Origin of the sequence: Kribbella sp. NBC_00662, assembly GCF_041430295.1 — a bacterium.
Classification (GTDB): domain Bacteria; phylum Actinomycetota; class Actinomycetes; order Propionibacteriales; family Kribbellaceae; genus Kribbella.
Genome location: NZ_CP109029.1, coordinates 8,194,910 through 8,218,637, shown reverse-complemented (window position 1 = coordinate 8,218,637; position 23,728 = coordinate 8,194,910). Strand labels below are relative to the sequence as shown.

Below are 23,728 nucleotides of genomic sequence, written 5' to 3'. Positions count from 1 at the left end.
GTGGGAATTCTGAGCGCTGCCGTCGCGGCGGCCGCTACTGCCGGGCTCGAGCGTGCAGCGGAGAAGCTGCCGAAGGAGAACCGGGAGCCGTTCGAGCGGACCAACCATCGCGGTGAGTCGGTCACACTGCTCGAGGGCCCGGTCGCGGTGCTCGGCGCGCTCGCCGGCGTCGCCGCGTCCCGGGGCAGCGGCAAGGTGAAGGCCGCCGCGCTGGTGGCCGGCGCGGTCTCAGGTGCCGTCGGTGCGTACGACGATCTGCGCGGGACCACGCAGGCCAAGGGTTTCCGTGGTCACCTGAGCGCGTTGAAGCGCGGCGAGGTGACCAGCGGCGCGGTGAAGATCCTCGGCGTCGGCGCCGCCGGTCTCGCGGCCGCCGCCCTGCTGCCGCGCAAGTCCCGTGGCGTGAAGGCCTTCGCCGGAGTAGTTGCCGACGGCGCCTTGATCGCCGGTACGGCGAACCTCACCAACCTCCTCGACCTGCGCCCGGGCCGCGCGCTCAAGGCGGTCACGGCGCTGAACGCTCCGCTCGCTGTCGTGAGCGGCCCGGCAGGTGCCGTCGCCGGCGCCGCCGCGGCCTCCGCACCGTCCGACCTCGGCGAGCGCTCGATGCTCGGCGACTGCGGCGCGAACGGCCTCGGCGCGATCACCGGCACGGCGCTGGCCGCGTCGCTCCCGCGCCCGTTGAAGACTCTCGTCCTGGCGGCGGTCGTCGGGCTGAACCTGGCGAGCGAGAAGGTCAGCTTCACCAAGGTCATCGCCGACACCCCGGTCCTCGACAAGATCGACCAGTGGGGCCGACGACCCAGGTGAGTCGGCTCGCCCGCGCCGCGCTGGTTGTCGCGGCGATCACCGTTCTGGCGCGGGTGGTCGGGTTCGCCCGGTGGTTGGTTTTCTCGAAGACCGTCGGGGCCGGGTGTCTGGCCGAGGCCTACACGACGGCCAATCAGCTGCCCAACATCCTGTTCGAGGTCGTCGCCGGGGGAGCGCTTGCGGGCGCCGTGATCCCGGTGCTCGCCGGGCCGGTGGCGCGCGGGGACCGGGCGGCGCAGGGACGGATCATCGGGGCGTTGCTGTCCTGGTCGTTCGTGCTGCTGGCGCCGGTCGCCTTGCTGGCTTGGGTTCTGGCCGGCCGGTACACCGACGCGATGCTCGACCCCGGCGCCGACTGCGGCAGCACGACGGCGACCGCGACCCGCATGCTCGCGATCTTCGTACCGCAGGTCTTCGGGTACGCCGTGGCGGTGATCGCGACCGCGGTTCTCCAGTCCCACAAGCGTTTCGCGGCCGGTGCGTTGGCGCCGCTGATCTCGAGCCTGGTGGTCGTCGCGACGTACGTCGTCTTCGCCGCCGCTGCCCCGAACGCCGATGCGGCCGCGCGCGGAGCGACCGACCTGCTCGCCTGGGGTACGACGGCCGGAGTCGCGGCGCTCGCACTCACGGTGTTGGTCCCGATGCTGTTCCTCCGGCTGCCGATCAGGCCGACGCTGCGCCTCGACCCCGGCGTCGGCCCGGTCCTGCGCAGACTCGCGCTCGCGGGTCTCGCCGTACTGGTCGCGCAGCAGCTGACTTTCGTGGTGACGACGTACCTGGCAAACCACCGTGGGGTGCCGGGCAGCATCGCGGTCTATACCTGGGCCAACGCCGTGTACCTGTTGCCGTACGCCGTTCTGGCGGTCCCGATCACGACCGCCGTGTTCCCGCGGTTGGCGGCCGCGTTCGACGCGGGGGAGCGGTTCGAGCACTACGCGGCGACCTCCACCCGTGCGGTGATGCTGGCCGGCGGCGCCGGTGCCGCTCTGCTGGTCGGCACGGCCGTTCCGGTCGCCCGCATCTTCGCGTACGACGACGGCGCCGTGCAGGAGTCCAGAGCAACCGCGCTCGTGGACGGGCTGCTTTTCTTCGCGCCGGCGGCGATCGGTTTCGCAGTACTCATGCACGTCGGCCGGGTGCTGTACGCGCGGCACTGCGGTCGTGAGGTGGCTGTTGTGACGTCTGGCGCCTGGGTACTGGTGGCTCTCGCCGGTGTGGTGCTGACTGCCCGATGGGCCGCGGTGCCCGCACTGGCGGCAGCGATGTCGGTCGGCATGGTGATCGGCGCGGTGGTGCTGCTCGGAGTGCTACGACGGGAGGCGGGCCCGGCTGTGCTGACCGGTTTCGGCCGTGCGACCCTTGCAGCGTTGGTCGGTGCCGCTCTGGCAGGAGCGGCAGGCTGGCTGGTCTCGGTGCCGGCCGGCGACGCAGGACCGGCGAAGGCGGTCGTGTTCGCGATCCTCTCCGGCCTGGCCGTCGTCCTGGTGTACGCCGGTGTCGTGCTTGTCTTGGATCGCGCGGACGCTCGCGCACTCGTTCGACGGGAGAAGCGATGAGGATCGGGCTGCTGCTCGCGGAGTCGCGGGGCGGCATCGGGCAGCACGTTGCCTCGCTGGTGCCGCGGTTCGTGAGTGCAGGGCACGAGGTTGTCGTGTGTGCGCCGCCCGGGACGGCCGAGCACTTCGAGTTCGGTCCGGCGACGGTTGTCACGCAGGCTGCCGGACTGCGCGGCTGCGACGTGATCCATGCGCACGGCTACCGCGCCGCCATGACCGCCCTGCGGGACCGGTCGCGACTGCGCCCACTGGTCGTCACCTGGCACAACGCAGTGATCGCCCCCGGGCCGCGTGGCCTGATGATGCGGATGGGGCAGCGGTTGGTTGCCCGAGGCGCGGATCTGACCCTGGGTGCGTCCAGCGACCTCGTCGAGCTGGCGAAGAGCCTCGGCGCTCGCAACGCTCAGCTGGCTCCGGTGGCGGCGCCGGCGATGCCGCAGGTCCGTACGCCGCGCGCAGCTGTCCGAGACGCGCTTGGTGTGGGCAACCGGCCCATGGTGCTCACCGTCGGCCGGCTCGCGCCGCAGAAGGACTACCCGACGCTGCTGTCGGTCGCTGCGCGGGTCCACGAATCCACTCCGCACGCGGTCTTCGTCGTGGTCGGTGACGGACCGCTGCGGGAGAACCTGCAGGCGCGGATCGACGCCGAGCAGTTGCCGGTCCGGTTGCTGGGACACCGCAGCGACGTGGCCGACCTGCTGGGTGCGGCCGACGTGTTCTTGCTCACCTCGCACTGGGAGGCCCGGGCGCTGGTCATCCAGGAGGCCATGCAGGTCGGCGTACCGGTCGTGGCGACCGCGGTCGGCGGAGTACCCGAGTTGGTCGGGGACAGCGCCGTACTGGCGTTCCCGGGCGACGCGGACGGGCTGGCGGACGGCGTCCGGGCGGTTCTGGCCGAGCCGGAGACCGCGAACGCTATGCGGACACGCGGCCGGGAGCTGTCCGCCAGATGGATGGACGAAGACGCGGTGGCGAAGAATCTGCTCGACATCTACGCGGGTCTCGTCGCGACCGGTGCTTGACAAGAGGTAGGCTGGAGACCCGTGGACAGGGCTTCGACTTCCCAGCAGACCAAGCACGTATTCGTCACCGGCGGCGTGGCATCCAGTCTCGGTAAGGGACTGACAGCGTCCAGCCTCGGCAGTCTGCTGACGGCTCGGGGCATCCGCGTCACGATGCAGAAGCTGGATCCGTATCTGAATGTGGATCCCGGCACGATGAATCCGTTCCAGCACGGCGAGGTGTTCGTCACCAACGACGGCGCCGAGACCGACCTGGACATCGGGCACTACGAGCGATTCCTCGACCGGGACCTCTCCCAGGTCGCCAACGTGACCACCGGACAGGTTTACTCCAGCGTCATCGCCAAGGAGCGCCGCGGCGAGTACCTCGGCGACACCGTGCAGGTGATCCCGCACATCACCAACGAGATCAAGGAACGGATGCTCGCGATGGCGGGCGCCGACGTCGACGTCGTCCTGCACGAGATCGGCGGTACCGTCGGCGACATCGAGTCGCTGCCGTTCCTCGAGGCCGCGCGGCAGGTCCGGCACGACGTCGGCCGCGACAACGTGTTCTTCCTGCACATCTCGCTGGTCCCGTACATGGCGCCGAGCGGCGAGCTGAAGACCAAGCCGACCCAGCACTCGGTCGCCGCGCTGCGATCGATCGGTATCGCGCCGGACGCGGTCGTCTGCCGGGCCGACCGGCCGATCCCGGACAGCGTGAAGCGGAAGATCTCGCTGATGTGCGACGTCGACCAGGAGGCCGTGGTGGCCGCCCCGGACGCGCCGTCGATCTACGACATCCCGAAGGTGCTGCACGCGGAGGGCCTCGACGCGTACGTCGTCCGCCGGCTGAACCTGCCGTTCCGCGACGTCGACTGGACCCGCTGGGACGAGCTGCTGCGGGTCGTGCACCACCCGAAGGACGAGGTCACGGTCGCGCTGGTCGGCAAGTACATCGACCTGCCGGACGCGTACCTGTCGGTCGCGGAGGCGCTGCGCGCGGGCGGGTTCGACAACGACGCCCGGGTGAACCTGCGCTGGATCGCCTCCGACGAGTGCGCCACGCCCGAGGTCGCGGCCCGGCTGCTCGGCGACGTCGACGCGATCTGCATCCCGGGCGGGTTCGGCGTGCGTGGTATCGAGGGCAAGATCGGCGCCATCCGGTTCGCTCGCGAGCAGGGCATCCCGATCCTCGGGCTGTGCCTCGGCCTGCAGTGCATGGTGATCGAGGTGGCCCGCGACCTGGCCGGCCTGGTGGACGCGAACTCCAGCGAGTTCGACCCCGACGCCGAGCAGCCGGTGATCGCCACGATGGAGGAGCAGAAGCACATCGTCTCCGGCTCCGGCGATCTCGGCGGCACGATGCGGCTCGGCCTGTACCCGGCGAACCTAGCCGACGGCTCGATCGTCCGCGGCCTGTACGGCGCCCCGTCGATCCAGGAGCGGCACCGGCACCGCTACGAGGTGAACAACGCTTACCGGGACAAGCTGGAGACGGCCGGCCTGGTGTTCAGCGGCCTGTCGCCGGACCACGAGCTGGTCGAGTTCATCGAGCTGGACCGGTCCGTCCACCCGTACTTCGTGGCCACCCAGGCGCACCCGGAGCTGCGGTCGCGGCCGACCAAGCCGCACCCGCTGTTCTCCGGCCTGGTCGCGGCCGCGCTGGACCGGCAGCGCGAATCCAGGCTCCCCGTCGAGGAGCCGAAGCCGGCCGCTACCAAGAAGACCCCGGTCAAGGCCCGATGACGGATCATCCCGAGCTGCGGTTCGGCGCCGGACTGGCTGACCAGCCGGAGCACTGGCCGGTCTCCTCGTCCGAGGTCGTGCACGAGACCGGCCGGGTGATCTCGGTACGTCGGGACACCATCGCGCCGCCGGCCGGCGAGACGTTCGTGCGCGACGTCGTCGTACATCCCGGCGCGGTCGGCGTGGTCGCACTCGACGAGCACAACCGGATGCTGCTGGTGCGCCAGTACCGGCACCCGGTCGGCTACAAGCTGCTCGAGCCGCCGGCCGGGCTGCTCGACGTCCAGGGTGAGCAGTACCGCCTGGGCGCCGAGCGCGAGCTGTGGGAGGAGACCGCGACCAAGGCCGCCGACTGGCGGATCCTGGTCGACGCCTTCACCTCGCCCGGCCTGACCAACGAGGCGGTCCGGATCTTCCTGGCCCGCGATCTGTCACCCGCCGACGAGTCCTTCGAACGCCTCCACGAGGAGGCCGACATGGAGACGGTCTGGGCGCCGCTCATCGACGTGGTCGGTGCGGTTCTGGCGGGCCAGCTCCAGAATCCGATCCTGGTCATGGGTTCACTCGCGACCTGGACCGCGCTCAACGGCCCCGGTTTCGACACCCTCCGCCCGGCCGACTCGCCCTGGCCGGCGAAGGACCGCTGAGGTACCGGAACTACGCGGAGATCTTGACCCGCTGCGGTGGGTGAGGGTATCTGTTGCTGACAACGATGTCACGCCCACCTCACTCCGCCCAAGGTTGGTCCCGCCCATGCGTCGTCCCGTCCGTCGTCCCCTGCTGTCCCGGCGCGCGAGCCTGCTGCTCGCCGGCGCCCTGATCGTCGCCGTCGCTCCCACCGCTCACGCCGTGCCTTCGCCGTCGCCGTCACCGGGCGGCTCCGGCGTCCGTCCGACGACTGCCACGCCGCCGGATCCGTTGGCTGCCGGTCTTCGTGCGCCTGCCGCGGCCGGGAGCAGCCGGATCACCACGAGTTCGGTCGATCCGACCGAGCAGGTGGATCCGTTCATCGGGACATCCAACGCGGGGAACGTGTTTCCCGGCGCGGTGTTGCCGTTCGGGATGTTTTCGTTCAGCCCGGAGACCAGTCGGGGGAACGCTTATCGGACCGCTGCGCCTGGTGGCTATCTGTACGACGCGAACAAGATCCGCGGATTCAGTCTCACGCACATGAGTGGGACCGGGTGTGCGGGCGGTTCGGGAGACATCCCCATCTTCCCGTTGGCGGGTGAGGTGACCAGCTCTCCGCAGAGCGATGCGAAGGACGAGGTCTACGCGTCGACGTTCAGCCACGCGCAGGAGGTCGCGAAGCCGGGGTACTACAAGGTCGGGCTCGACTCCGGTGTCACCGCCGAGCTGGCCGCCACCACGCGGACCGGGTCGGCGGCGTTCACGTTCCCGGCCGACAAGGCCAAGACGCTGATGTTCCGCACCTCGAACTCCGAGGTCGGATCGAGTGACGCTGCCATCAGCATCGACGCGGCGCACCGCACGGTCAGCGGCTCGGTGACGAGCGGCAACTTCTGTGGGTACCTGGCCAGCATCGGGCAGCGCAGCTACTACACGCTGCACTTCGTCGCGGAATTCGACCAGCCCTTCAAGAACCAGGGCACGTGGACCGACACCACAGTCACGCCGGGAAGCACCCAGGCGAGCGGCGGTACGACGTACGGCGCCGACGGCTGGATGCCGCCGAACAAGGGCTCCGGCGGGTACGTCGGCTTCGACAGCGACCGCGTGACGATGCGGATCGGTATCTCCTACGTGAGCACTGCCAACGCGCTGGCGAACCTGCGGGCCGAGAACCCGCGCGGTACGTCGGTGGCGATGACCGCCGCGAAAGCCAAGCAGGCATGGCGGAAGCAGCTCGACCGGATCGAGATCACCGGCGGTACGACGGACCAGCGCACGACCTTCTACAGCGCGCTGTACCACGCGTCGCTGCACCCGAACGTGTTCAGCGACGTCAATCACCAGTACTGGGGTTTCGACCAGAAGCCGCATTCCGTGTCGCGCGGACAGGTGGCGCAGTACGCGACGTTCTCTGGGTGGGATGTCTACAGGTCGCAGCTGCAACTAGTTACATTGCTCGATCCGGAGCGGGCCGGGGACATCGCGCAGTCGCTGCTCAACCAGGCCACGCAGAACGACGGCATCTGGGACCGGTGGACGCACGCGTCCGGCAGTACGTCGGTGATGACCGGTGACCCGTCCGCGCCCGCTGTGGCCGGCATCTACGCATTCGGTGGGACGAACCTCGACGCCCGCGGTGCGCTGCGCTCGCTGGTGAAGGCGGCGACCGTGCCGACCGCGAAGGACCTCAGCTCCGCGGGTAAGCCGGTCATGACGATCGGACAGCGGCCGTCGCTCGACAAGTACCTCGCGCTGCACTACGTCCCGACCAAGTCCAACGCTTGGGGCGGTGCGGTCGAGACGCTCGAGGACGTGACCGACGACTTCGCGTTGGCCGAATTGGCACAGCGGACCGGTGACAAGGCGACGTACCAGAAGTTCCTCACCCGGTCGCAGTACTGGCAGAACGTGTTCAACCCGGCCAACGGCGGCTACGTCCAGAACCGGGACGACAACGGTGCCTGGCCGGCGTTCACGCCGTCGACGTACGACGGGTTCGCCGAGGGGAGCAGCGCGCAGTACACGTGGATGGTCCCGCACAACCGGGCCGGACTGGTCGACGCGATCGGCGGAGTGGACGCGACGAACCAGCGGCTGGACGCGTTCTTCAAGAACCCGGACGGGACCTGGGCGCTGACGGGTGCGGGCGAGCTGCACGCCGAGATGGACAACGAGCCGTCGATCAACACACCGTGGATCTACAACTACACCGGCCGGCCGTACCAGACGCAGGAGACGTTGCGGCAGGCAATGAATCAGCTCTGGAACACCAGCACCGGCGGGATTCCCGGGAACGACGACCTCGGTGCGATGTCGTCCTGGTACGTGTGGACCGCACTCGGGCTGTACCCGGACGTGCCGAGCCGTGCGGAGCTCCAGGTCGCCGCACCGCTGTTCTCGCGGGCAGTGATCCACCGGGGCAGCCGGACGATCCGGATCAACGCTCCCGGTGCCGATGCGCAGTACGTGCAGTCGTTGAAGGTCAACGGGAAGTCGTCGACCAAACCGTGGCTGCCGGAGTCGTTCGTGAAACAAGGCGGGACGCTGGACTTCAAGCTCGGTACTACGGCCAACACCTCGTGGGGGTCTGCGCCCAAGGACGCACCGCCGTCGTGGCGGACCGGTGAGATTCCGTTCCAGACCTCAACCGACACGAGCCGGGTCGTCGTTGCACCGGGCACCACTAGCGCATCGATCGCCGTACAGGCGCACCGTCTCAGTGGGGCCGCACAGGACGTCACCTACACAGTCAACGCACCTGCTGGTCTCACCGCGACACCTACTGCTGGCACGTTCCACGTGGACAAGGTCGGCAGCGCGGCGGTGACCATCACAGCGGCAGCCGGCACTCCCGACGGCCGCTACCCGGTCACCGTGCAGCTGAAGGCCGCTGACGGCACCGCCTTGCCACAGGTCTGTTTCACTGTGGTTGTCGGTCAGCCGAACTCGTTCTTCGTACTGCGGGAAGGCGTCGGCATCTCCGACGACAACGGCGACCACACCGAAGCCGACTACGACGGCGGTGGCGTCAGCTACTCTCGCCAGGCACTGGCGGCGGCCGGCCTCACACCCGGTGGCACCGGCACTGTGCAGGGGCTCACGTTCACGTGGCCCGACGTACCCGGTGGTGACCCTGACAACGTGCCCGCCGACGGCCAGCTGCTCAACCTGAACCTGCCTGCCGGTACGACGAAGGTGTCGTTCATCGGCAGCGCCGTCAACGGCAACCAGCAGACGACGGCCACCTTGAACTACGCCGACGGCACTACGTCGCCGATCGACCTGTCCTTCAGCGACTGGACCCTCGGCGGTGGCGGTGACACCGTCCACTACGGCAACGTCATCGTCGCGACCACGCCGTACCGCAACGAGTCCGGTGGCGGGAAGGACAACGTCACCACCCGCATCTTCGCCACCGCCCCGGTGACGTTGACTCAGACGCCAGTGAGTATCACGCTGCCCGAGAACCGCGATCTACGGCTCTTCACCGTGGCAGCGGGCTGAATCGGAGGGTCTCGGTACTCCGGAGCATTTTCGCCGGTCACTGCCCTCTTGTTTCCGGAGAGGTCAGCTGACCATCGCTTCGCCGCCGTCCTCCGCGAGGGCGGCGGCGACCTGCCGGGCGTTGGCGGCGAACTCCTCGTCGGGAATCTTCGGCAGCATGTCGTCCCACGCCGCGATCATCGCGCCGCGGAGCTGCATCATGCCGAGCGGTCGCGCCATGAACCACAGATGGAAGTGCTCGCTGCCGTCACCCCACCGGTTGAAGTGCGTCCGCGCGACACTGTCGATCCCCTGGATCGCGTTGGCCACCCGCTGGATCATCGGCCCGAGTGTCGCCGTCAACTCCGGCGGCAGGTTGTCGAGCCGGTAATGCTCCTGCGGCTCCAGGATCGCCACGAACGGCAGCCCGGTCGGCCCGAACGCCTTCAACGACCACAGCTCGTCCCGCCAGATCACGTGCCCGTCCGGATCCGCGCACTTCGCGCACGGCTTCCCACCGGCCTCTCCGCCCCGCGGCGGCTCCGGCAGCACCGGCTCGCTCAACGGCACAACCCGCACGTCCCCTTCGAACGGGAAGAACGGGTGCCCGACCAGCGGCTCCGGCGACATCCGTTCGCCGTACGGGAGTCTGCGGTGGTACTCGGAAGGCAGCATGCACCGCACTCTGCCGGACAATCGGTTCATGGAGAAGCCTGAATTGGCGACGTTGCTGGGCCTCGAGGCGCATCCCGAAGGCGGGTGGTACCGGGAGACCTGGCGGTCGGGGGTCGAGTTCGAGCCGGAGGGGTACGGCGGGGTCCGGGCGAGCGCGACCGCGATCTACTTCCTGCTGGCACCGGGGGAGGAGTCGCGGTTGCACCGGGTGCGATCGGCGGAGATCTGGTTGTGGCACTCCGGCGGGCCGTTGACGCTGCAGTACGACGACGAGTCCGTCGTACTCGGACCGGATGTCCAGGCGGGGCAGCAGCCGCAGGTGGTGATCCCACCCGGCGCCTGGCAGTCCGCACGACCCGCCGGCGACGAGGCCGTGCTCGTCTCCTGCATCGTCTCACCCGGCTTCGACTTCGCCGACTTCACGATGCAGTGATCAGTGCGATATTCAGTGCCCCTGGCAACTGTCGCCAGGGGCGCGCCAAGCTACTGGAGAACTGTTGCCAGCGCCTCGTACCCGGGCAGCAGATCGATGCCTTCGCGTCCCAGTTGCTGGATCGCGACGTGGTCGGCGCCTGCGTCCAGGTGCGCCTTCAGGCCCTCGGCGACCTCGACCGCGGAGCCGTGCAGGACCATCGCGTCGACCAGGCGGTCGCTGCCGCCGTCGGCGATGTCGTCGTCGGTGAACCCGAGTCGCTTGAAGCTCGAGGTGTAGTTCGACAGCTGCAGGTACGACGCCAGCCGGTCCCGCGCCGTGGCCCGGGCGACCTCCGGATCGGTCTCGAGCACGATCATCTGCTCCGGCGCGAGCAGCACCCCGCCGCCGAGGATCCGGCGCGCTTCCCGGGTGTGCTCCGGGGTGGTCAGGTACGGCAGCGCTCCGGCGGTCCGGGTGCCCGCGAGCTGCAGCACCTTCGGACCGAGCGCGGCCAGCGCCCGCCGGTCGGCCGGCACCTTCGCGTCGTCGAGCTCGTCGAGGTACGTGACGATGGTCTCGTACGGCGACCGGTAGTCGTCGTTCCGCTCGCGGTGCCCGATACCGACGCCGAGCAGGAACCGTCCCGGGTGCTCGTCCTCCAGCCGGTGGTACGACGCCGCGACGTCGGCCGCCGGCGACTTCCACATGTTCACAATGCTGGTGCCGACGGCAACCGAAGTCGTTGCGGCGAGCAACACCTCGGCGTCGCGCAGGCCGGTGTCCGGCGAGGCGCCCAGCCACAGCGCGCCGTACCCCACCTGCTCCAGACCCGCCGCCAGTTCCGGGCCGAAGTGCTGGGGTCCGTGCCATACCCCGTACCGTCCCAGTTCGACTGCCACGCCGTACTCCTCTCGTCGACCGACCTCAGCGCGCAACCCGGGGCGGACGGGCTCCGCCCCAAGCATCCCTGACACCAACGAATGGCCGTCAATGATCGTTGCCGAATCAGCGGTGACCGACCGTAGCCGGATCACTTCTTCTCCGTGGGGTCATCTTCTGGGAAAGGTACTGTCAAGATCAGACCATCCACTCGGGTGGTATGAACCGGAGAGGCTTACACTCGGCAGCGACCTAGCGGCACACCCCTCAACCGCCGGGCCCGCGGACACAACGACGTGAGCCGCACACCTGGAACGTGAAAGAAGGGCAAGTTGTGAAGGTCGGAGTACCGAAGGAAGTCAAGAACCACGAGTACCGGGTGGCGATCACCCCGTCCGGCGTGCACGAGTTCGTGCGCAGCGGGCACGAGGTGCTGATCGAGCAGGGGGCGGGCGACGGTTCGCTGATCCCGGACGAGGAGTTCGTCGCGGCCGGGGCACGGATCGTGGCGGAGGCGGACGACGTCTGGGCCGACGCCGAGCTGGTGCTCAAGGTGAAGGAGCCGGTGGCCGAGGAGTACCACCGGATGCGCAAGGACCAGGTGCTGTTCACCTACCTGCACCTTGCCGCCAGCCAGGAGACGACCGACGCGCTGCTCACGTCCGGCATCACCGGCATCGCCTACGAGACGGTGCAGCTTCCGGACGGCACTCTGCCGCTGCTGGCGCCGATGAGCGAGGTCGCCGGCCGGCTCGCGCCGCAGTCCGGTGCGTACCACCTGATGGCGCAGGGCGGCGGCCGCGGCGTGCTGCTCGGCGGCGTGTCCGGCGTACACCCGGCCCGCGTGGTCGTCCTCGGTGCGGGCGTCTCCGGGATGAACGCGGCCGCGATCGCGCTCGGCATGCAGGCGCAGGTTCAGCTGTTCGACCGCAACATCGCCCGGCTGCGTCAGGCCGACCAGATCTACCAGGGCCACCTGCTGACGATCGCCTCGAACGCGTACGAGATCGAGCGCGCCGTCCTCGAGGCCGACCTGGTCATCGGCGCGGTGCTGGTGGTCGGTGCGAAGGCACCGAAGCTGGTCACCAACGACATGGTCAGCCGGATGAAGCCCGGCAGTGTGCTCGTCGACATCGCGATCGACCAGGGCGGCTGCTTCGAGGACTCGCGCCCGACCACGCACGCCGACCCTGTGTACCGGGTGCACAACTCGCTGTTCTACTGCGTCGCCAACATGCCCGGCGCGGTCCCGAACACCTCGACGTACGCGCTCACCAACGTGACGCTGCCGTACGCGATCGAGCTGGCGAACCTGGGGTGGCGGGAGGCGCTGAAGTCGGACCACAGCCTGGCGCTCGGCCTGAACACCTTCGACGGTCACGTCACCTACGGCCCCGTGGCCGAGGCGCACGATCTGTCACAGCTGAAGCTCGACGAGGTGCTGGTCTGAGCATCAGCAGGGCAGTTGGCACCTACCTGGACCACCTCACGGTGGAGCGCGGCCTGGCCGCCAACACCCTGGCGTCGTACCGGCGTGACCTGCGCCGGTACGGCGACTACCTCGCCTCCACCGGGATCGACGACCTCGGCCGGATTACCGAGGCCGTGGTCAGCGACTTCCTGATGCGGTTGCGCGAAGGCGATGCCGACCATCCGCCGCTGACCGCTTCGAGCGCCGGGCGGACCGTCGTAGCGGTCCGTGGGTTCCACAAGTTCTGCGTACGCGAGGGGCTGGCCGCCGTGGACCCTGCTGCGGCTGTGAAGCCACCTGTACCGCCGCAGCGGCTGCCGAAGGCCCTGTCTGTCGACGAGGTCACTCGGATCCTCACAGCGGCCGCTGGAGCCGAGGCCGAGCCGGCCGTTCTGGCCACGCGGGACGCTGCGCTTCTGGAGTTCCTGTACGGCACGGGAGCCCGCATCTCCGAGGCAGTCGGCCTGGACGTCGACGACATCGACCTGGACGCCGGTGCGGTGCTGTTGCGAGGCAAGGGCAGCAAGGAGCGAGTGGTGCCCGTCGGGTCATACGCCCGCGACGCGCTGTCGGCGTACCAGGTCCGTGGCCGCCCGGACCTGGTGTCACGCGGTCGCGGCACCCATGCGCTCTTCCTGAACGCCCGCGGCGGCCGTCTGTCCCGCCAGAGCGCCTGGACGGTACTGCGTCGTGCCGCACAGCGGGCCGGGATCTCGAAGGAGATCTCGCCGCACACGCTGCGTCACTCGTACGCGACCCACCTGCTGGACGGCGGGGCCGACGTACGCGTGGTCCAGGAGTTGCTCGGACATGCATCTGTCACGACGACGCAGGTCTACACCCTGGTGACCGTCGACAAGCTCCGTGAGGTCTATGCGACCTCGCATCCCCGGGCGCTCTCCTCATGAGGTAGACCCCGGTGCTCGGGGATCCGGGACGGTGTGCGATCATCTGGTCACGGCCGGTGACCCGGAGTGGGTGATCGGCCAGGTTCGGAGCTTTGTCGACAAACAGCCCCACCCCGGTGCGGAGTGGCTGGTTGAGAGTGCTTGAATGCACGCTTACAGTCGCTGGGATCGCCCGTATCGGTTGAAAGGTTTGACGAGTCATGAACGAGTCGACATTCCCGGGCACCGAGCACGTGACAGACCACCTTTCGGGCCGCATCCCGGGGCACCAGCCGACCCCGGAGCCGGCCCAGCCGTTCAGCACGCCACCCCGCCCGGTGACGACGCCCCGGGCGCTGCCCGACAACTATGCGGAGATGCCGAAGCCGACGGCCAAGCTCACCGCGGAGGACCTTGCACCCGTGAACGACCCGAACGGCCCGCGTCACAAGATCGGGCCGACCGGCCGGCCGCTGCCGGACCTGCCGGTGCCGCAGCCACCCGCCAAGACCGGCCCGGCGCAGGTGATCGCGATGTGCAACCAGAAGGGCGGCGTCGGTAAGACGACGACCACGATCAACCTCGGTGCGGCGATCGCCGAGACCGGTCGCAAGGTGTTGCTGATCGACTTCGACCCGCAGGGGTCCGCCTCGATCGGTCTGGGCGTACAGCCGCACGACCTCGAGCTGTCGGTCTACAACCTGCTGATGCAGCGCGACATCACGCCCGACGAGGTGATCCAGCCGACCCGGGTGGAGAACCTCGACCTGCTGCCGGCCAACATCGACCTGTCCGCGGCCGAGGTACAGCTGGTCCAGGAGGTCGCCCGCGAGTACACGCTGCAGCGGGTGCTCGACCCGATCATCCCGAACTACGACGTGATCCTGATCGACTGCGCGCCGTCGCTCGGTCTGCTCACGGTCAACGCGCTGACCGCGTCGAACGGCATCGTCGTACCGCTGGAGTGTGAGTTCTTCGCGCTCCGCGGCCTGGCCATGCTGACCGACACGATCGCCAAGGTGCAGGACCGGCTGAACCCGAAGCTCGAGATCGTCGGGATCCTCGGCACCATGTTCGACGGGCGGACGACGCACGCCCGGGAGGTCCTCGACCGGGTGGTCCAGGCCTTCGACGAACGCGTCTTCCACACTGTCATCCGGCGTACCGTCAAGTTCCCCGAGACCACGGTCGTCGGCGAACCGATCACGACGTACGCCCCCTCGTCCCAAGCGGCTACGCAGTACCGCGACCTTGCCAAGGAGGTGCTGGCGCGTTGTCCCGCCGGGTGAGCCTGCCAGGTGCCAGTGAACTCTTCGGGGGTGCGGCACCGAAGCAGACCAGACCCGAGAAGCGCACCACCACTGACGGACCGTCCACCGTACGGTCCCGTACGACGGTCGTCGACGACCGGAAGTCGAGTGGTCGGATCCGCCACGACACGAAGATCACCGTGTACGTGACGGAGGAGGAGCTGCTCGGCTTGGAACAGACCAGACTTGCGCTGCGCGCGGAGCACGGCCTGACGGCCGACCGCGGCCGGATCGTCCGCGAGGCGATCGACGTGCTGCTGGCCGACTTCGTCGACCACGGGCCGGACTCGGTGCTGGTGCGGCGGCTGCGCGCGGCCGAGGACCGGGCCGCGGAGCCCAAGGGCTCGGAGTGACGGTGTCCTCGGACTCGTTACCACTGGACCTCGGCTCCGACGACACGTCGGCTGTTGCTGAGGGCAAGGGGTTCAGCGTCCACCTGGTGAACTTCGAGGGGCCGTTCGACCTGCTGCTGCAGCTGATCTCGAAGCACAAGCTGGACATCACCGAGATCGCACTGTCGGTGATCACAGACGACTTCATCGCGCACATCAAGGCGCTGGGGTCGGAGTGGGATCTCGATCAGACGTCGGAGTTCCTGCTGATCGCGGCGACGCTGCTGGACCTGAAGGCGGCGCGGCTGCTGCCGAAGGGCGAGGTCGAGGACGACGAGGATCTCGCGCTGCTCGAGGCGCGGGACCTGTTGTTCGCGCGGCTGTTGCAGTACCGGGCGTTCAAGCAGATCGCGGCGCTGGTGCAGGAGCGGATGGCGGCCGAGTCGCGGCGGTTCCCGCGGGCTGTCGGGGTGGAGCCGCGGTTCGCGGAGCTGCTGCCCGAGGTGTTGCTGGGGCTTGATCCGGCCGGGCTGGCGGCGCTGGCGGCCCGGGCGATGGCGCCGAAGAACGACGTACCTGAAGGGGTTTCGCTCGCTCACCTGCACGCGCCGGCCGTCACGGTGCGGGAGCAGGCGATCGTGATCGTGGATCGGCTGCGGCGGCAACGCAGTACGACGTTCCGCGCGCTGGTGTCGGATTCGCCGGACACGGTGACGACTGTCTGCCGGTTCCTGGCACTGTTGGAGTTGTTCCGTGAGGCCGCGGTTTCGTTCGACCAGGTGACACCGTTGGGGGAACTGACCATTCGGTGGACCGGTTCGGACGAGGGCGAGATCGACGTCAGCGACGAGTTCGACGAGGAGTCCAAACCGTCCGACGAAACAGGTGAAGCACCGGTAGTTGCCGAGGACACCGACTTCCTCGAACCCGGCGCAATCCTCACCGACGAATCCGACATCCCCCCGCCCCCGGCATCCGACGAGACGGCAAACCAGTGACCGACCAGACCAACACCCCCCAATCCCCAGCAGACGCTGAGGAGCACGCCCTGCCCACCCCTCCCGACGCGGAGGAAACCACGCCGGACCACTCGTCCGTCGTGGACGAAGCCGCCAACGAGCCGTTCGACGCAGAGGATGCGGCGGACGACCAGGCTGGGGCGGAGGGCTCCGACGAGGACCAGGTTGACGTGGCTGACGCCGCGGAGGACTCGGGTGTCGTGGAGGGTGACGGCGGCGGCTCCGGGGAGGGGGTGGCGGTCGGCGTACTGGGTGAGGACGAGGAGCATTTGCCGCCGGGGCAGACTGAGGTGCCGGTGGGGGATGAGGTTGTCGTCGATGACGACACCATGCGGCGGGCGCTCGAGGCGATTCTGATGGTGACGGATGAGCCTTTGCCGGTGCTCACGATGGCGCGTGCGGTTGGGCGGCCTACGGGGGACGTGGCGGAGGCGCTGGGGGAGCTGGCGGCGGAGTACACCGAGCAGGGGCGTGGATTCGACCTGCGTGAGGTGGGCGGAGGCTGGCGGTACTACACCCGCGCCGAGGCGGCGCCGTACGTCGAACGCTTCGTGCTCGACGGCCAACAGGCGCGGCTGACGCAGGCGGCGTTGGAGACGCTTTCAGTGGTCGCGTACAAGCAGCCGGTCAGCCGGGCGCGTGTTTCTGCCATCCGCGGTGTGAACGTGGACGGTGTGATGCGCACGCTCGTCGCCCGAGGGTTGGTCGAGGAGGCCGGCGCCGACACCGAGTCCCAAGCCACCCTCTACCGCACCACCTCGTACTTCCTGGAACGCATGGGCATGCAGTCCCTGGACGACCTCCCGGAGCTCGCCCCGTACCTCCCCGACATGGACGACATCGAGGAGGAACTGGCCGCCCAAACCCTCCCACCCACCCCCACAGAAGACCCCACCCCACCGGAGAACGCCGAACCTGCCGACGCGACGTCCAACGCCACATCCGCGGAGGACGCCGAGAACGCCGACCTGGAGTCCACCGAGCCTGCCGAGTTGGCAGACGTCGAGGACGCCGAGGACGCGGTGCCTGCAGAGGATGCCGAGCAGGCGGAGTACGACGTGTCTGCGGAGGATGCGGATGACGCCGAGTCCGGCGACTCGGGTGCTGCGGACGTGGCGTCGGTCGGGTCCGTCGGTCAGACCGCGGATGACGTGGAGTACGCCGGGGACGGGGAGTACGGGGATGCGGCCGGTGTGAGGTCTGAGGGGGTGCGGGATGGGGGATGACCCGGGGGTTCGGTTGCAGAAGGTTTTGGCTCGGGCGGGGGTGGCTTCTCGGCGGAATGCCGAACTCCTGATCGAGGAGGGGCGGGTTGAGGTTGACGGGCGGGTGGTGACGGAGTTCGGGGTTCGGGTGGATCCGGAGACTGCTGTCATCCGGGTCGACGGGGAGCGGATCCCGCCGGTGAGTGCGAACGTCTACCTCGTCTTCAACAAACCGCGCGGTGTCGTCAGCACGATGTCCGACCCGCAGGGCCGGCCGTGCATCACCGACTACGTGCAGGATCGCCCCGAGCGGCTCTTCCACATCGGCCGGCTCGACACCGATACCGAAGGGCTCCTGCTGCTCACCAACCACGGTGAGTTCGCGCACCGCCTCGCGCACCCGTCGTACGAAGTCTCCAAGACGTACGTCGCCGAGGTCGACGGCAACGTCAAACCCGGCGTACTGCGGACCCTCCTCGACGGCGTCGAGCTCGACGACGGACCGGCCCGCGCGGACACGGTGAAGATCGTCTCCACCGTCCCGGGCCGCACCCTCGTCGAGATGAGCCTGCACGAGGGCCGCAACCGCATCGTCCGCCGGATGTTCGACGCGGTCGGCCACCCGGTGAAACGCCTCACCCGCACCGCCATCGGCCCGGTCCGCCGCGGCAACCTGCACACCGGCGAACTCCGCGACCTCAACCAGAAGGAACTGGGCCAACTCCTCGACCTGATCGACCTCTAGCCCCAGACTGATCCCGACGAGGGGAGCGCGGCTACCACCAGGCGATGCTCGACCAGGGCGTAGTCGACCGCCCGGGCATTCGCAGCGTCGTCTGGCACGTCTCCGAGGTCGGCGCCGAGTCCGACACCACCGGCTGGACCGCCCGCGACGGCGAACGCCACGACCCCTCGGACCAGCCGGCGGCGACCCACTAGCCCAGATTGGCTTCCTCAGGGAGCACGACCTGGTCGACCATGTGCTGGATCTGCTCGGCCGGCAGTGCGACCGCGAGCGCCCAGAAATAGATGATCAGGCTGAAGACGGCCGTCACGACGATGTCCCACCACAACGGGAACCACGGGTGCTTCAACGGTCCGAAGTCGCTCAGGTAGACGATCAGCCCCATCCCGACCAGGTACGCCGGCAACCACTGCGCCGCCCGCAGGTCGAGCTGCGGCATGATCGGATTGAGCTTGAACACCCGGTTGCCGATCAGGATCACGTACCCGAGCAGGATCGCCACCCCGAGCTTCCAGTCGGTCATCCACCCGGACCACAGGATCAGCAGGTTCGCGACCACGAACGCCAGCGGTGACAACCACGTTGCCCCCGGCAACCGGTACGGGCGGTGCGCGTCCGGCAACCGTCGCCGGAACACCCCGAGCGACAACGGCGCACCGGCGTACATCAGCACACTCGCACTCGTGATCAACCCGACCAGCGACCGCCAGCTCGGGAACGGCAGGAAGCAGATGCACCCGATGACGAACGCGGTGATCAGCCCGACCCACGGTACGCCGCGCTTGTTGGTCCGCTCGAACACCGACGGCACGTACCCGTTCCGGCTCAGCCCGTACGACACCCGCGAGCTGCCGGTGATGTAGATCAGCCCTGTCCCACCAGGCGAAACCACCGCGTCGATGTACAAGATCGTTGCCAACCACCCCATACTCAGCAAGGTCGCGACCTGCGCGAACGGCCCGGTCATCGTCGTGTACGCCGCGTGCGCCCAGGTGCCCTGGATCTGGTCCTTGGGCAGCGCTGCGATGAACACGATCTGCAGCAGGATGTAGATGACCGCGCCGATCACGATCGACCCGATCACCGCGCGCGGGATGTCGCGCCGCGGGTTGCTGCTCTCGCCGGCCAGCTGGTCGGCCTGCTCGAAGCCGAGCAGCGCGAAGATGATGCCGCTGGTCGACACCGCGGACAGGATGCCTTTCGCTCCGTACGGGTTGAAGCCGTCGGCGGCGGTGAAGTTGCTGCCGTGGAACTGGACCACGGCGAGCGCGAAGATCGTCAGCAGCGGGATGCCGACCTTCCACCAGGTCGCCGTGCTGTTGGTCCGCGCGAGCAGCCGGATGCTCAGGAAGTTGATCGCGGTGATCGCGGCCATCAGCAGCACCGCCACCACGATCCCGGACGCGGTCAGGATGTGCTGGCCGTTCTTGGTCTTCAGCCAGCCGCTCGCGAACGAGTAGTGCTGGCCGTAGGTGATCATCGCCAGCACCTCGATCGGCGCGACGGTTGCCGCCTGCAACCAGGAGAACCAGCCGAACGACGCACCGGCCGCGCCGCCGAACGCGTAGTGCGGGAAACGCGCCGTACCGCCGGAGACCGGGTACATGCCGCCGAGTTCGGCGTGCACGAGCGCGAGGATCAGGATCGCCGTACCGCCGATCACCCAGGAGATGATCGCCGCGGGGCCGGCGGTGGACAGGGCGCCTTGCGCGCCGAACAACCAGCCGGAGCCGATGATCGATCCCTCGGACGCCCAGATCAGACCGACGAAGCCGATATCGCGCTTCAGGCCCGGCCGGCTCTGCCGAGCGGAGGGTACTGCTGCGGAAGTGGCCATACCCAGAACCATGGCCCGGCCGGTCCGCCGGTGCAGTGAAGCTGTCCGCCGTCCCGGACCCCTGCCAGCCGGTAACCCAGCTACCCACTGACCGGCAACGGAGTTGGGTGCCTGCTGCGACGACGTGGCGCGGCGCCGATCGCATGCTGGGCAGGAGAGAACCTGCGGCGATCACGAAGGACGCACCATGCGAACACCACCGAGAGCTGTCGCGCTGGCCGGACTCACCCTCACACTGATGGCGGGGCTGGTTGCCTGCGGCAATAACAACAACAACTCGTCCGGGAGCAGCGCCACGCCGCCGCCGAACACGAAGGTCGGCGTACTGCTTCCCGACACGGCGTCCTCGCCCCGTTGGGTCTCGGCCGATCCGAACGAACTGCGCAAGCAATGCGCGGCCAACAAGCTGACCTGCTACATCGACAACGCGAACAACAGCGCGACGACGATGGAGTCCCAGGCGCAGGCGCTGATCAACCAAGGCGTCGGGGTTCTGCTGGTGACGAACCTGGACTCGGGCTCGGGCAAGGCGATCGAGTCGCTGGCCAAGCAGCACAACGTCGTGGCGATCGACTACGACCGTCTGACCACGGGCGGTACGGCGGAGTACTACGTGTCGTACGACAACGTGAAGGTCGGCGAGGATCAGGGTACGGCGCTGACGGCGTGCCCGCAGGTCGCCGGCAAGAGCGCGGTCGGGTACGTCGACATCGACGGCGCACCGACCGACAACAACGCGACGTTGTTTGCCCAGGGCTACAACTCGGTGCTGTCGAAGCAGGCCGGCTGGAAGAAGCTCGGCGAGCAGACCGGCAACTGGGACCCGGCGACCGCGCAGACCGTGTTCACCACCATGCTCGGCAAGAACCCGAGCCTGAACGCGGTCATGGTTGCCAACGACACCATGGCCCAATCGGTCATCAACGTGCTGAAGTCGCAGGGTCTGGCCGGCAAGGTGGCGGTGTCCGGGCAGGACGCCACCGCGGGCGGCCTGGACAACGTGATGGCCGGCACCCAGTGCTTCACGATCTACAAGCCGGTCGCCGGTGAGGCCGATGTCGCGATCAAGCTGGCGGGCCAGATCCTGTCCGGCCAGAAGCCGACCGCCCCGGCGACGATCAAGGACCCGACCACCGGTCGTGAGGTCCCGTCGTACCTGGCCGATCCGACGGTCATCACCAAGAAGAACGTCGCGCTGCCGGTGACGGACGGGTACGAGACCGCGGCGTCGGTGTGCCCGACTCCCGCCCTGGTGAAGCTCTGCAACGAGAACGGCATCCACACCCCGTGAAGACACTCGAACTACGAGGCGTCGGCAAGTCGTTCGGTCCGGTCGTGGCGCTGTCGGGAGTCGACTTCAGCGCCGAGGCCGGTGACGTGACCGCCCTGGTCGGCGACAACGGGGCGGGCAAGTCGACGCTGGTCAAATGTATCGGCGGCATCCACCGGATCGACGCCGGCGAGATCCTCGTGGACGGTACGCCGCAACAGCTGCACGAACCGCGGGACGCCGCCCGGCTCGGCATCGAGATCGTCCACCAGGACCTGGCCCTGGCCGACAATCTCGATGTCGTCGGCAACATGTTCCTCGGCCGCGAACGCGTCGGCCGGCTCCGCACGCTCGACGAGAACACGATGGAGAAGCTCGCGTCGCAAACCCTTGCGTCGTTGGGCGTCCGTACGGTGCGCTCGGTCCGGCAACGGGTCGCGAGCCTGTCCGGCGGCCAGCGGCAGACCGTCGCGATCGCGAAGTCGGTGCTCTGGAGCTCGAAGATCGTCATCCTCGACGAGCCGACCGCGGCCCTCGGCGTCGCCCAGACCGAGCAGGTCCTGGAGCTGGTACGCCGGTTGGCCGATCGCGGTGTCGCCGTCGTACTGGTCTCGCACAACATGAACGACGTCATGCAGGTCGCGGACTCCATCGCCGTCCTGTTCCTGGGGCGGATGGCCACCCAGGTACGGCGCAAGGATGTGACCCAGACCCAGGTCGTCGAGCTGATCACGAGTGGCCGGTCCGGAGAACTCGGGCTGCCGGCCGAGTCGAGGGGAGCGACCCAGTGAACGCCCAGGCCGAACCGGTGGCTGCTGACGAGACACCTCACCGCAAGCCCGTCCAGGGTCCGCTCGGCACCTATGTCCGCGACTACCTGGCGAGGTTGCGGGGCGGCGAGCTCGGATCGGCTCCGGCGATCGTCGGCCTGGTCGTGATCACCGCGTTCTTCGCGATCGTGCACCAAGGGTTCCTGAGCGCGTACAACCTCGAGGCGCTGGTCATCCAGGCCGCTCCGATCATCGTGATGGCGATGGGGCTGGTCTTCGTCCTGCTGCTCGGCGAGATCGACCTGTCGGCCGGCACGACCGGTGGTCTGTGTTCGGCGATCATGGCCGTGTTGCTGCTGCGGCACGGCCAGCCGTGGTGGATCGGCGTACTCGCGGGTCTCGCGACCGGGCTGGTGATCGGGTTCGTGATGGGCTGGTTGCGGGCGCGGGCCGGCATCCCGTCGTTCGTGATCACGCTGGCCACGTTCCTGGCCTTCCAGGGACTGACGCTGATCCTGATCGGCGGCCAGGGCTCGGTGATCCTGCCGACCGGTTCACCGTTGATCTCGCTGGAGAACAGCTTCGTGCCGATCTGGCTGGGCTGGACTCTGCTGGGGATCTTCGTCCTCGGGTACGCCGCGATCAAGCTGATCGATGCGCGCGGACGCCGGCAGAGCGGGCTGCCCGCGACACCGGTCGTCGTCATCGTGGCGAAGGTGGTCGTGGTCGCATTGCTCGGCAGCGCGTTCACGTACGAGATGGGGATCAACCGCAACCTCATCACCAACGCGTTCTTCAGCAACAAGGCCCAGGGTGAGCCGTGGGCCGTCGTACTGCTCGTTCTTTTGTTCGTCGTCTGGCACTTCACGCTGAGCCGCACCCGCTACGGACGGCACGTGTACGCCGTCGGCGGTAACGAGGAGGCTGCTCGCCGTGCCGGTGTCGTGGTGTCGCGGATCCGGATCTCCGTGTTCGTGATCTGTTCCGGCATGGCGGCCGTTTCGGGTGTGGTCGCGGCGTCGCTCCTGCAGTCGGTGCAGTCGAACGCCGGGGCCGGGAACACCCTGCTGCTGGCGGTCGGGGCAGCAGTCATCGGCGGTACGTCGTTGTTCGGCGGCCGCGGGCGGATGATCGACGCCGTACTCGGCGGACTGGTCGTTGCCGTGATCATCAACGGCATGAGCGATCTGATCCAGGGCTCGAACTCGTCGGGCTACGAATGGGTCGTCACGGGCGCAGTCCTCTTGCTGGCTGCGGGATTCGACGCCGTGGTACGCCGCGGCCGCTCCACCTAGACCCTGTCCAGCAACCGCTGGATCGCAGCGGCGGACAGGCTCGTCTTCGGTACGAAGCCGATCGCAGGACTCGCGGCAATCAGGTCCGCGTAGTCCTGCTCGGCGTGCGTCGAGATCAGGATCATCGGCGCCGGTGAACCGGCCGACCGGAGCTGGGTGATCAGGTCGAAGCCGCTCTCGTCGCCGAGGTCGATGTCAACGAGTACGACGTCGGGCCGCAGGTCCTCGATCAGCTCACCGGCCTCGGCGGCCGACGTCGCCGTACCGACGACTGTGACGCCTTCGCGCACGAGCAGGCCGCGCGCCGCTTCGAGGAAGTGCCGGCTGTCGTCGACGATCAGGCACCGCATGGATCAAGCATCGCAGGCCCGTAACCCGGTGGC

Annotated in this window: 22 protein-coding genes; 18 read left to right on the top strand and 4 right to left on the bottom strand. The window is 68.6% G+C overall.

Features of this window, described 5'->3' with window-relative positions; all coding sequences use genetic code 11:
• From OHA10_RS40345 to OHA10_RS40320, 6 genes are all read left to right on the top strand, one after another.
• Entirely contained in the window at nt 1–810 is an 810-nt protein-coding gene (locus OHA10_RS40345) for a hypothetical protein (RefSeq protein ID WP_371404056.1), read from the top strand.
• Nucleotides 789–2,366: a murein biosynthesis integral membrane protein MurJ gene (murJ, locus tag OHA10_RS40340; RefSeq protein WP_371404055.1), complete on the top strand. Its 1,578-nt coding sequence runs from the start codon at nt 789–791 to the stop codon at nt 2,364–2,366. Before OHA10_RS40345 ends, murJ begins: the two co-directional genes overlap by 22 nt.
• The gene (locus OHA10_RS40335) at nt 2,363–3,388 is read left to right on the top strand and encodes a glycosyltransferase family 4 protein (RefSeq protein WP_371404054.1); all 1,026 of its coding nucleotides are present in this window, start codon (nt 2,363–2,365) and stop codon (nt 3,386–3,388) included. The genes murJ and OHA10_RS40335 overlap by 4 nt, the downstream gene beginning before the upstream one ends.
• Before the next feature lie 21 nt (nt 3,389–3,409).
• The gene (locus OHA10_RS40330) at nt 3,410–5,119 is read left to right on the top strand and encodes a CTP synthase (RefSeq protein ID WP_371404053.1); all 1,710 of its coding nucleotides are present in this window, start codon (nt 3,410–3,412) and stop codon (nt 5,117–5,119) included.
• Nucleotides 5,116–5,766, top strand: a complete 651-nt coding sequence (locus OHA10_RS40325; RefSeq protein WP_371404052.1) for an NUDIX domain-containing protein — start codon at nt 5,116–5,118, stop codon at nt 5,764–5,766. The genes OHA10_RS40330 and OHA10_RS40325 overlap by 4 nt, the downstream gene beginning before the upstream one ends.
• A gap of 106 nt (nt 5,767–5,872) precedes the next feature.
• Nucleotides 5,873–9,256 (top strand): GH92 family glycosyl hydrolase, encoded by a 3,384-nt coding sequence (locus OHA10_RS40320; protein WP_371404051.1) that lies wholly within the window; start codon nt 5,873–5,875, stop codon nt 9,254–9,256.
• Between the two features lie 63 nt (nt 9,257–9,319).
• On the opposite strand, the gene OHA10_RS40315 is transcribed toward OHA10_RS40320, so the two are convergent.
• On the bottom strand, nt 9,320–9,910 hold the full coding sequence (locus OHA10_RS40315; RefSeq protein WP_371404050.1) for a hypothetical protein: 591 nt from the start codon (nt 9,908–9,910) through the stop codon (nt 9,320–9,322).
• Between the two features lie 28 nt (nt 9,911–9,938).
• On the opposite strand from OHA10_RS40315, the gene OHA10_RS40310 reads away from it, so the two are divergent.
• Entirely contained in the window at nt 9,939–10,343 is a 405-nt protein-coding gene (locus OHA10_RS40310; protein WP_371404049.1) for a cupin domain-containing protein, read from the top strand.
• A gap of 50 nt (nt 10,344–10,393) precedes the next feature.
• Here the strand turns inward: OHA10_RS40310 and OHA10_RS40305 are convergent, their stop codons facing one another.
• Nucleotides 10,394–11,224 carry an LLM class F420-dependent oxidoreductase gene (locus OHA10_RS40305; protein ID WP_371404048.1) on the bottom strand — a complete coding sequence of 277 codons (831 nt, stop codon included), beginning with the start codon at nt 11,222–11,224 and terminating at the stop codon, nt 10,394–10,396.
• 314 nt (nt 11,225–11,538) lie between these two features.
• Between OHA10_RS40305 and ald the strand changes: the two genes are divergently transcribed.
• The 8 genes from ald (at nt 11,539) to OHA10_RS40265 (ending at nt 18,367) form a co-directional block, all read left to right on the top strand.
• Entirely contained in the window at nt 11,539–12,654 is a 1,116-nt protein-coding gene (gene ald, locus OHA10_RS40300) for an alanine dehydrogenase (RefSeq protein WP_371404047.1), read from the top strand.
• The gene (xerD, locus tag OHA10_RS40295) at nt 12,651–13,583 is read left to right on the top strand and encodes a site-specific tyrosine recombinase XerD (protein ID WP_371408046.1); all 933 of its coding nucleotides are present in this window, start codon (nt 12,651–12,653) and stop codon (nt 13,581–13,583) included. Before ald ends, xerD begins: the two co-directional genes overlap by 4 nt.
• Nucleotides 13,584–13,783: 200 nt before the next feature.
• On the top strand, nt 13,784–14,851 hold the full coding sequence (locus tag OHA10_RS40290) for an AAA family ATPase (RefSeq protein ID WP_371404046.1): 1,068 nt from the start codon (nt 13,784–13,786) through the stop codon (nt 14,849–14,851).
• Nucleotides 14,836–15,225 (top strand): hypothetical protein, encoded by a 390-nt coding sequence (locus tag OHA10_RS40285; protein WP_371404045.1) that lies wholly within the window; start codon nt 14,836–14,838, stop codon nt 15,223–15,225. Before OHA10_RS40290 ends, OHA10_RS40285 begins: the two co-directional genes overlap by 16 nt.
• 2 nt (nt 15,226–15,227) lie before the next feature.
• Nucleotides 15,228–16,202, top strand: coding sequence for a ScpA family protein (locus OHA10_RS40280; protein WP_371404044.1), 975 nt, complete (start codon nt 15,228–15,230; stop codon nt 16,200–16,202).
• Nucleotides 16,199–17,449: an SMC-Scp complex subunit ScpB gene (gene scpB / locus OHA10_RS40275; protein WP_371404043.1), complete on the top strand. Its 1,251-nt coding sequence runs from the start codon at nt 16,199–16,201 to the stop codon at nt 17,447–17,449. The genes OHA10_RS40280 and scpB overlap by 4 nt, the downstream gene beginning before the upstream one ends.
• A complete protein-coding gene (locus OHA10_RS40270; RefSeq protein WP_371404042.1) occupies nt 17,439–18,173 on the top strand; it encodes a pseudouridine synthase in 735 nt (244 codons plus the stop codon). The genes scpB and OHA10_RS40270 overlap by 11 nt, the downstream gene beginning before the upstream one ends.
• 44 nt (nt 18,174–18,217) lie before the next feature.
• The gene (locus OHA10_RS40265; RefSeq protein ID WP_371404041.1) at nt 18,218–18,367 is read left to right on the top strand and encodes a hypothetical protein; all 150 of its coding nucleotides are present in this window, start codon (nt 18,218–18,220) and stop codon (nt 18,365–18,367) included.
• Here the strand turns inward: OHA10_RS40265 and OHA10_RS40260 are convergent.
• The gene (locus OHA10_RS40260; RefSeq protein WP_371404040.1) at nt 18,364–20,010 is read right to left on the bottom strand and encodes an APC family permease; all 1,647 of its coding nucleotides are present in this window, start codon (nt 20,008–20,010) and stop codon (nt 18,364–18,366) included. The two genes, OHA10_RS40265 and OHA10_RS40260, sit on opposite strands and share 4 nt — an antisense overlap.
• A gap of 187 nt (nt 20,011–20,197) precedes the next feature.
• Between OHA10_RS40260 and OHA10_RS40255 the strand changes: the two genes are divergently transcribed.
• Genes OHA10_RS40255 through OHA10_RS40245 form a run of 3 tightly spaced genes read left to right on the top strand, consistent with a single transcriptional unit; the run spans nt 20,198 to nt 23,345 of the window.
• Nucleotides 20,198–21,301 (top strand): sugar ABC transporter substrate-binding protein, encoded by a 1,104-nt coding sequence (locus OHA10_RS40255; RefSeq protein WP_371404039.1) that lies wholly within the window; start codon nt 20,198–20,200, stop codon nt 21,299–21,301.
• Entirely contained in the window at nt 21,298–22,071 is a 774-nt protein-coding gene (locus OHA10_RS40250; protein WP_371404038.1) for an ATP-binding cassette domain-containing protein, read from the top strand. The genes OHA10_RS40255 and OHA10_RS40250 overlap by 4 nt, the downstream gene beginning before the upstream one ends.
• Complete coding sequence (locus tag OHA10_RS40245; protein WP_371404037.1) at nt 22,068–23,345, top strand: sugar ABC transporter permease; 1,278 nt, start codon at nt 22,068–22,070, stop codon at nt 23,343–23,345. The genes OHA10_RS40250 and OHA10_RS40245 overlap by 4 nt, the downstream gene beginning before the upstream one ends.
• Here the strand turns inward: OHA10_RS40245 and OHA10_RS40240 are convergent.
• Complete coding sequence (locus tag OHA10_RS40240) at nt 23,342–23,695, bottom strand: response regulator transcription factor (RefSeq protein WP_371404036.1); 354 nt, start codon at nt 23,693–23,695, stop codon at nt 23,342–23,344. The genes OHA10_RS40245 and OHA10_RS40240 overlap by 4 nt on opposite strands.
• Between the last annotated feature and the right edge of the window lie 33 nt (nt 23,696–23,728).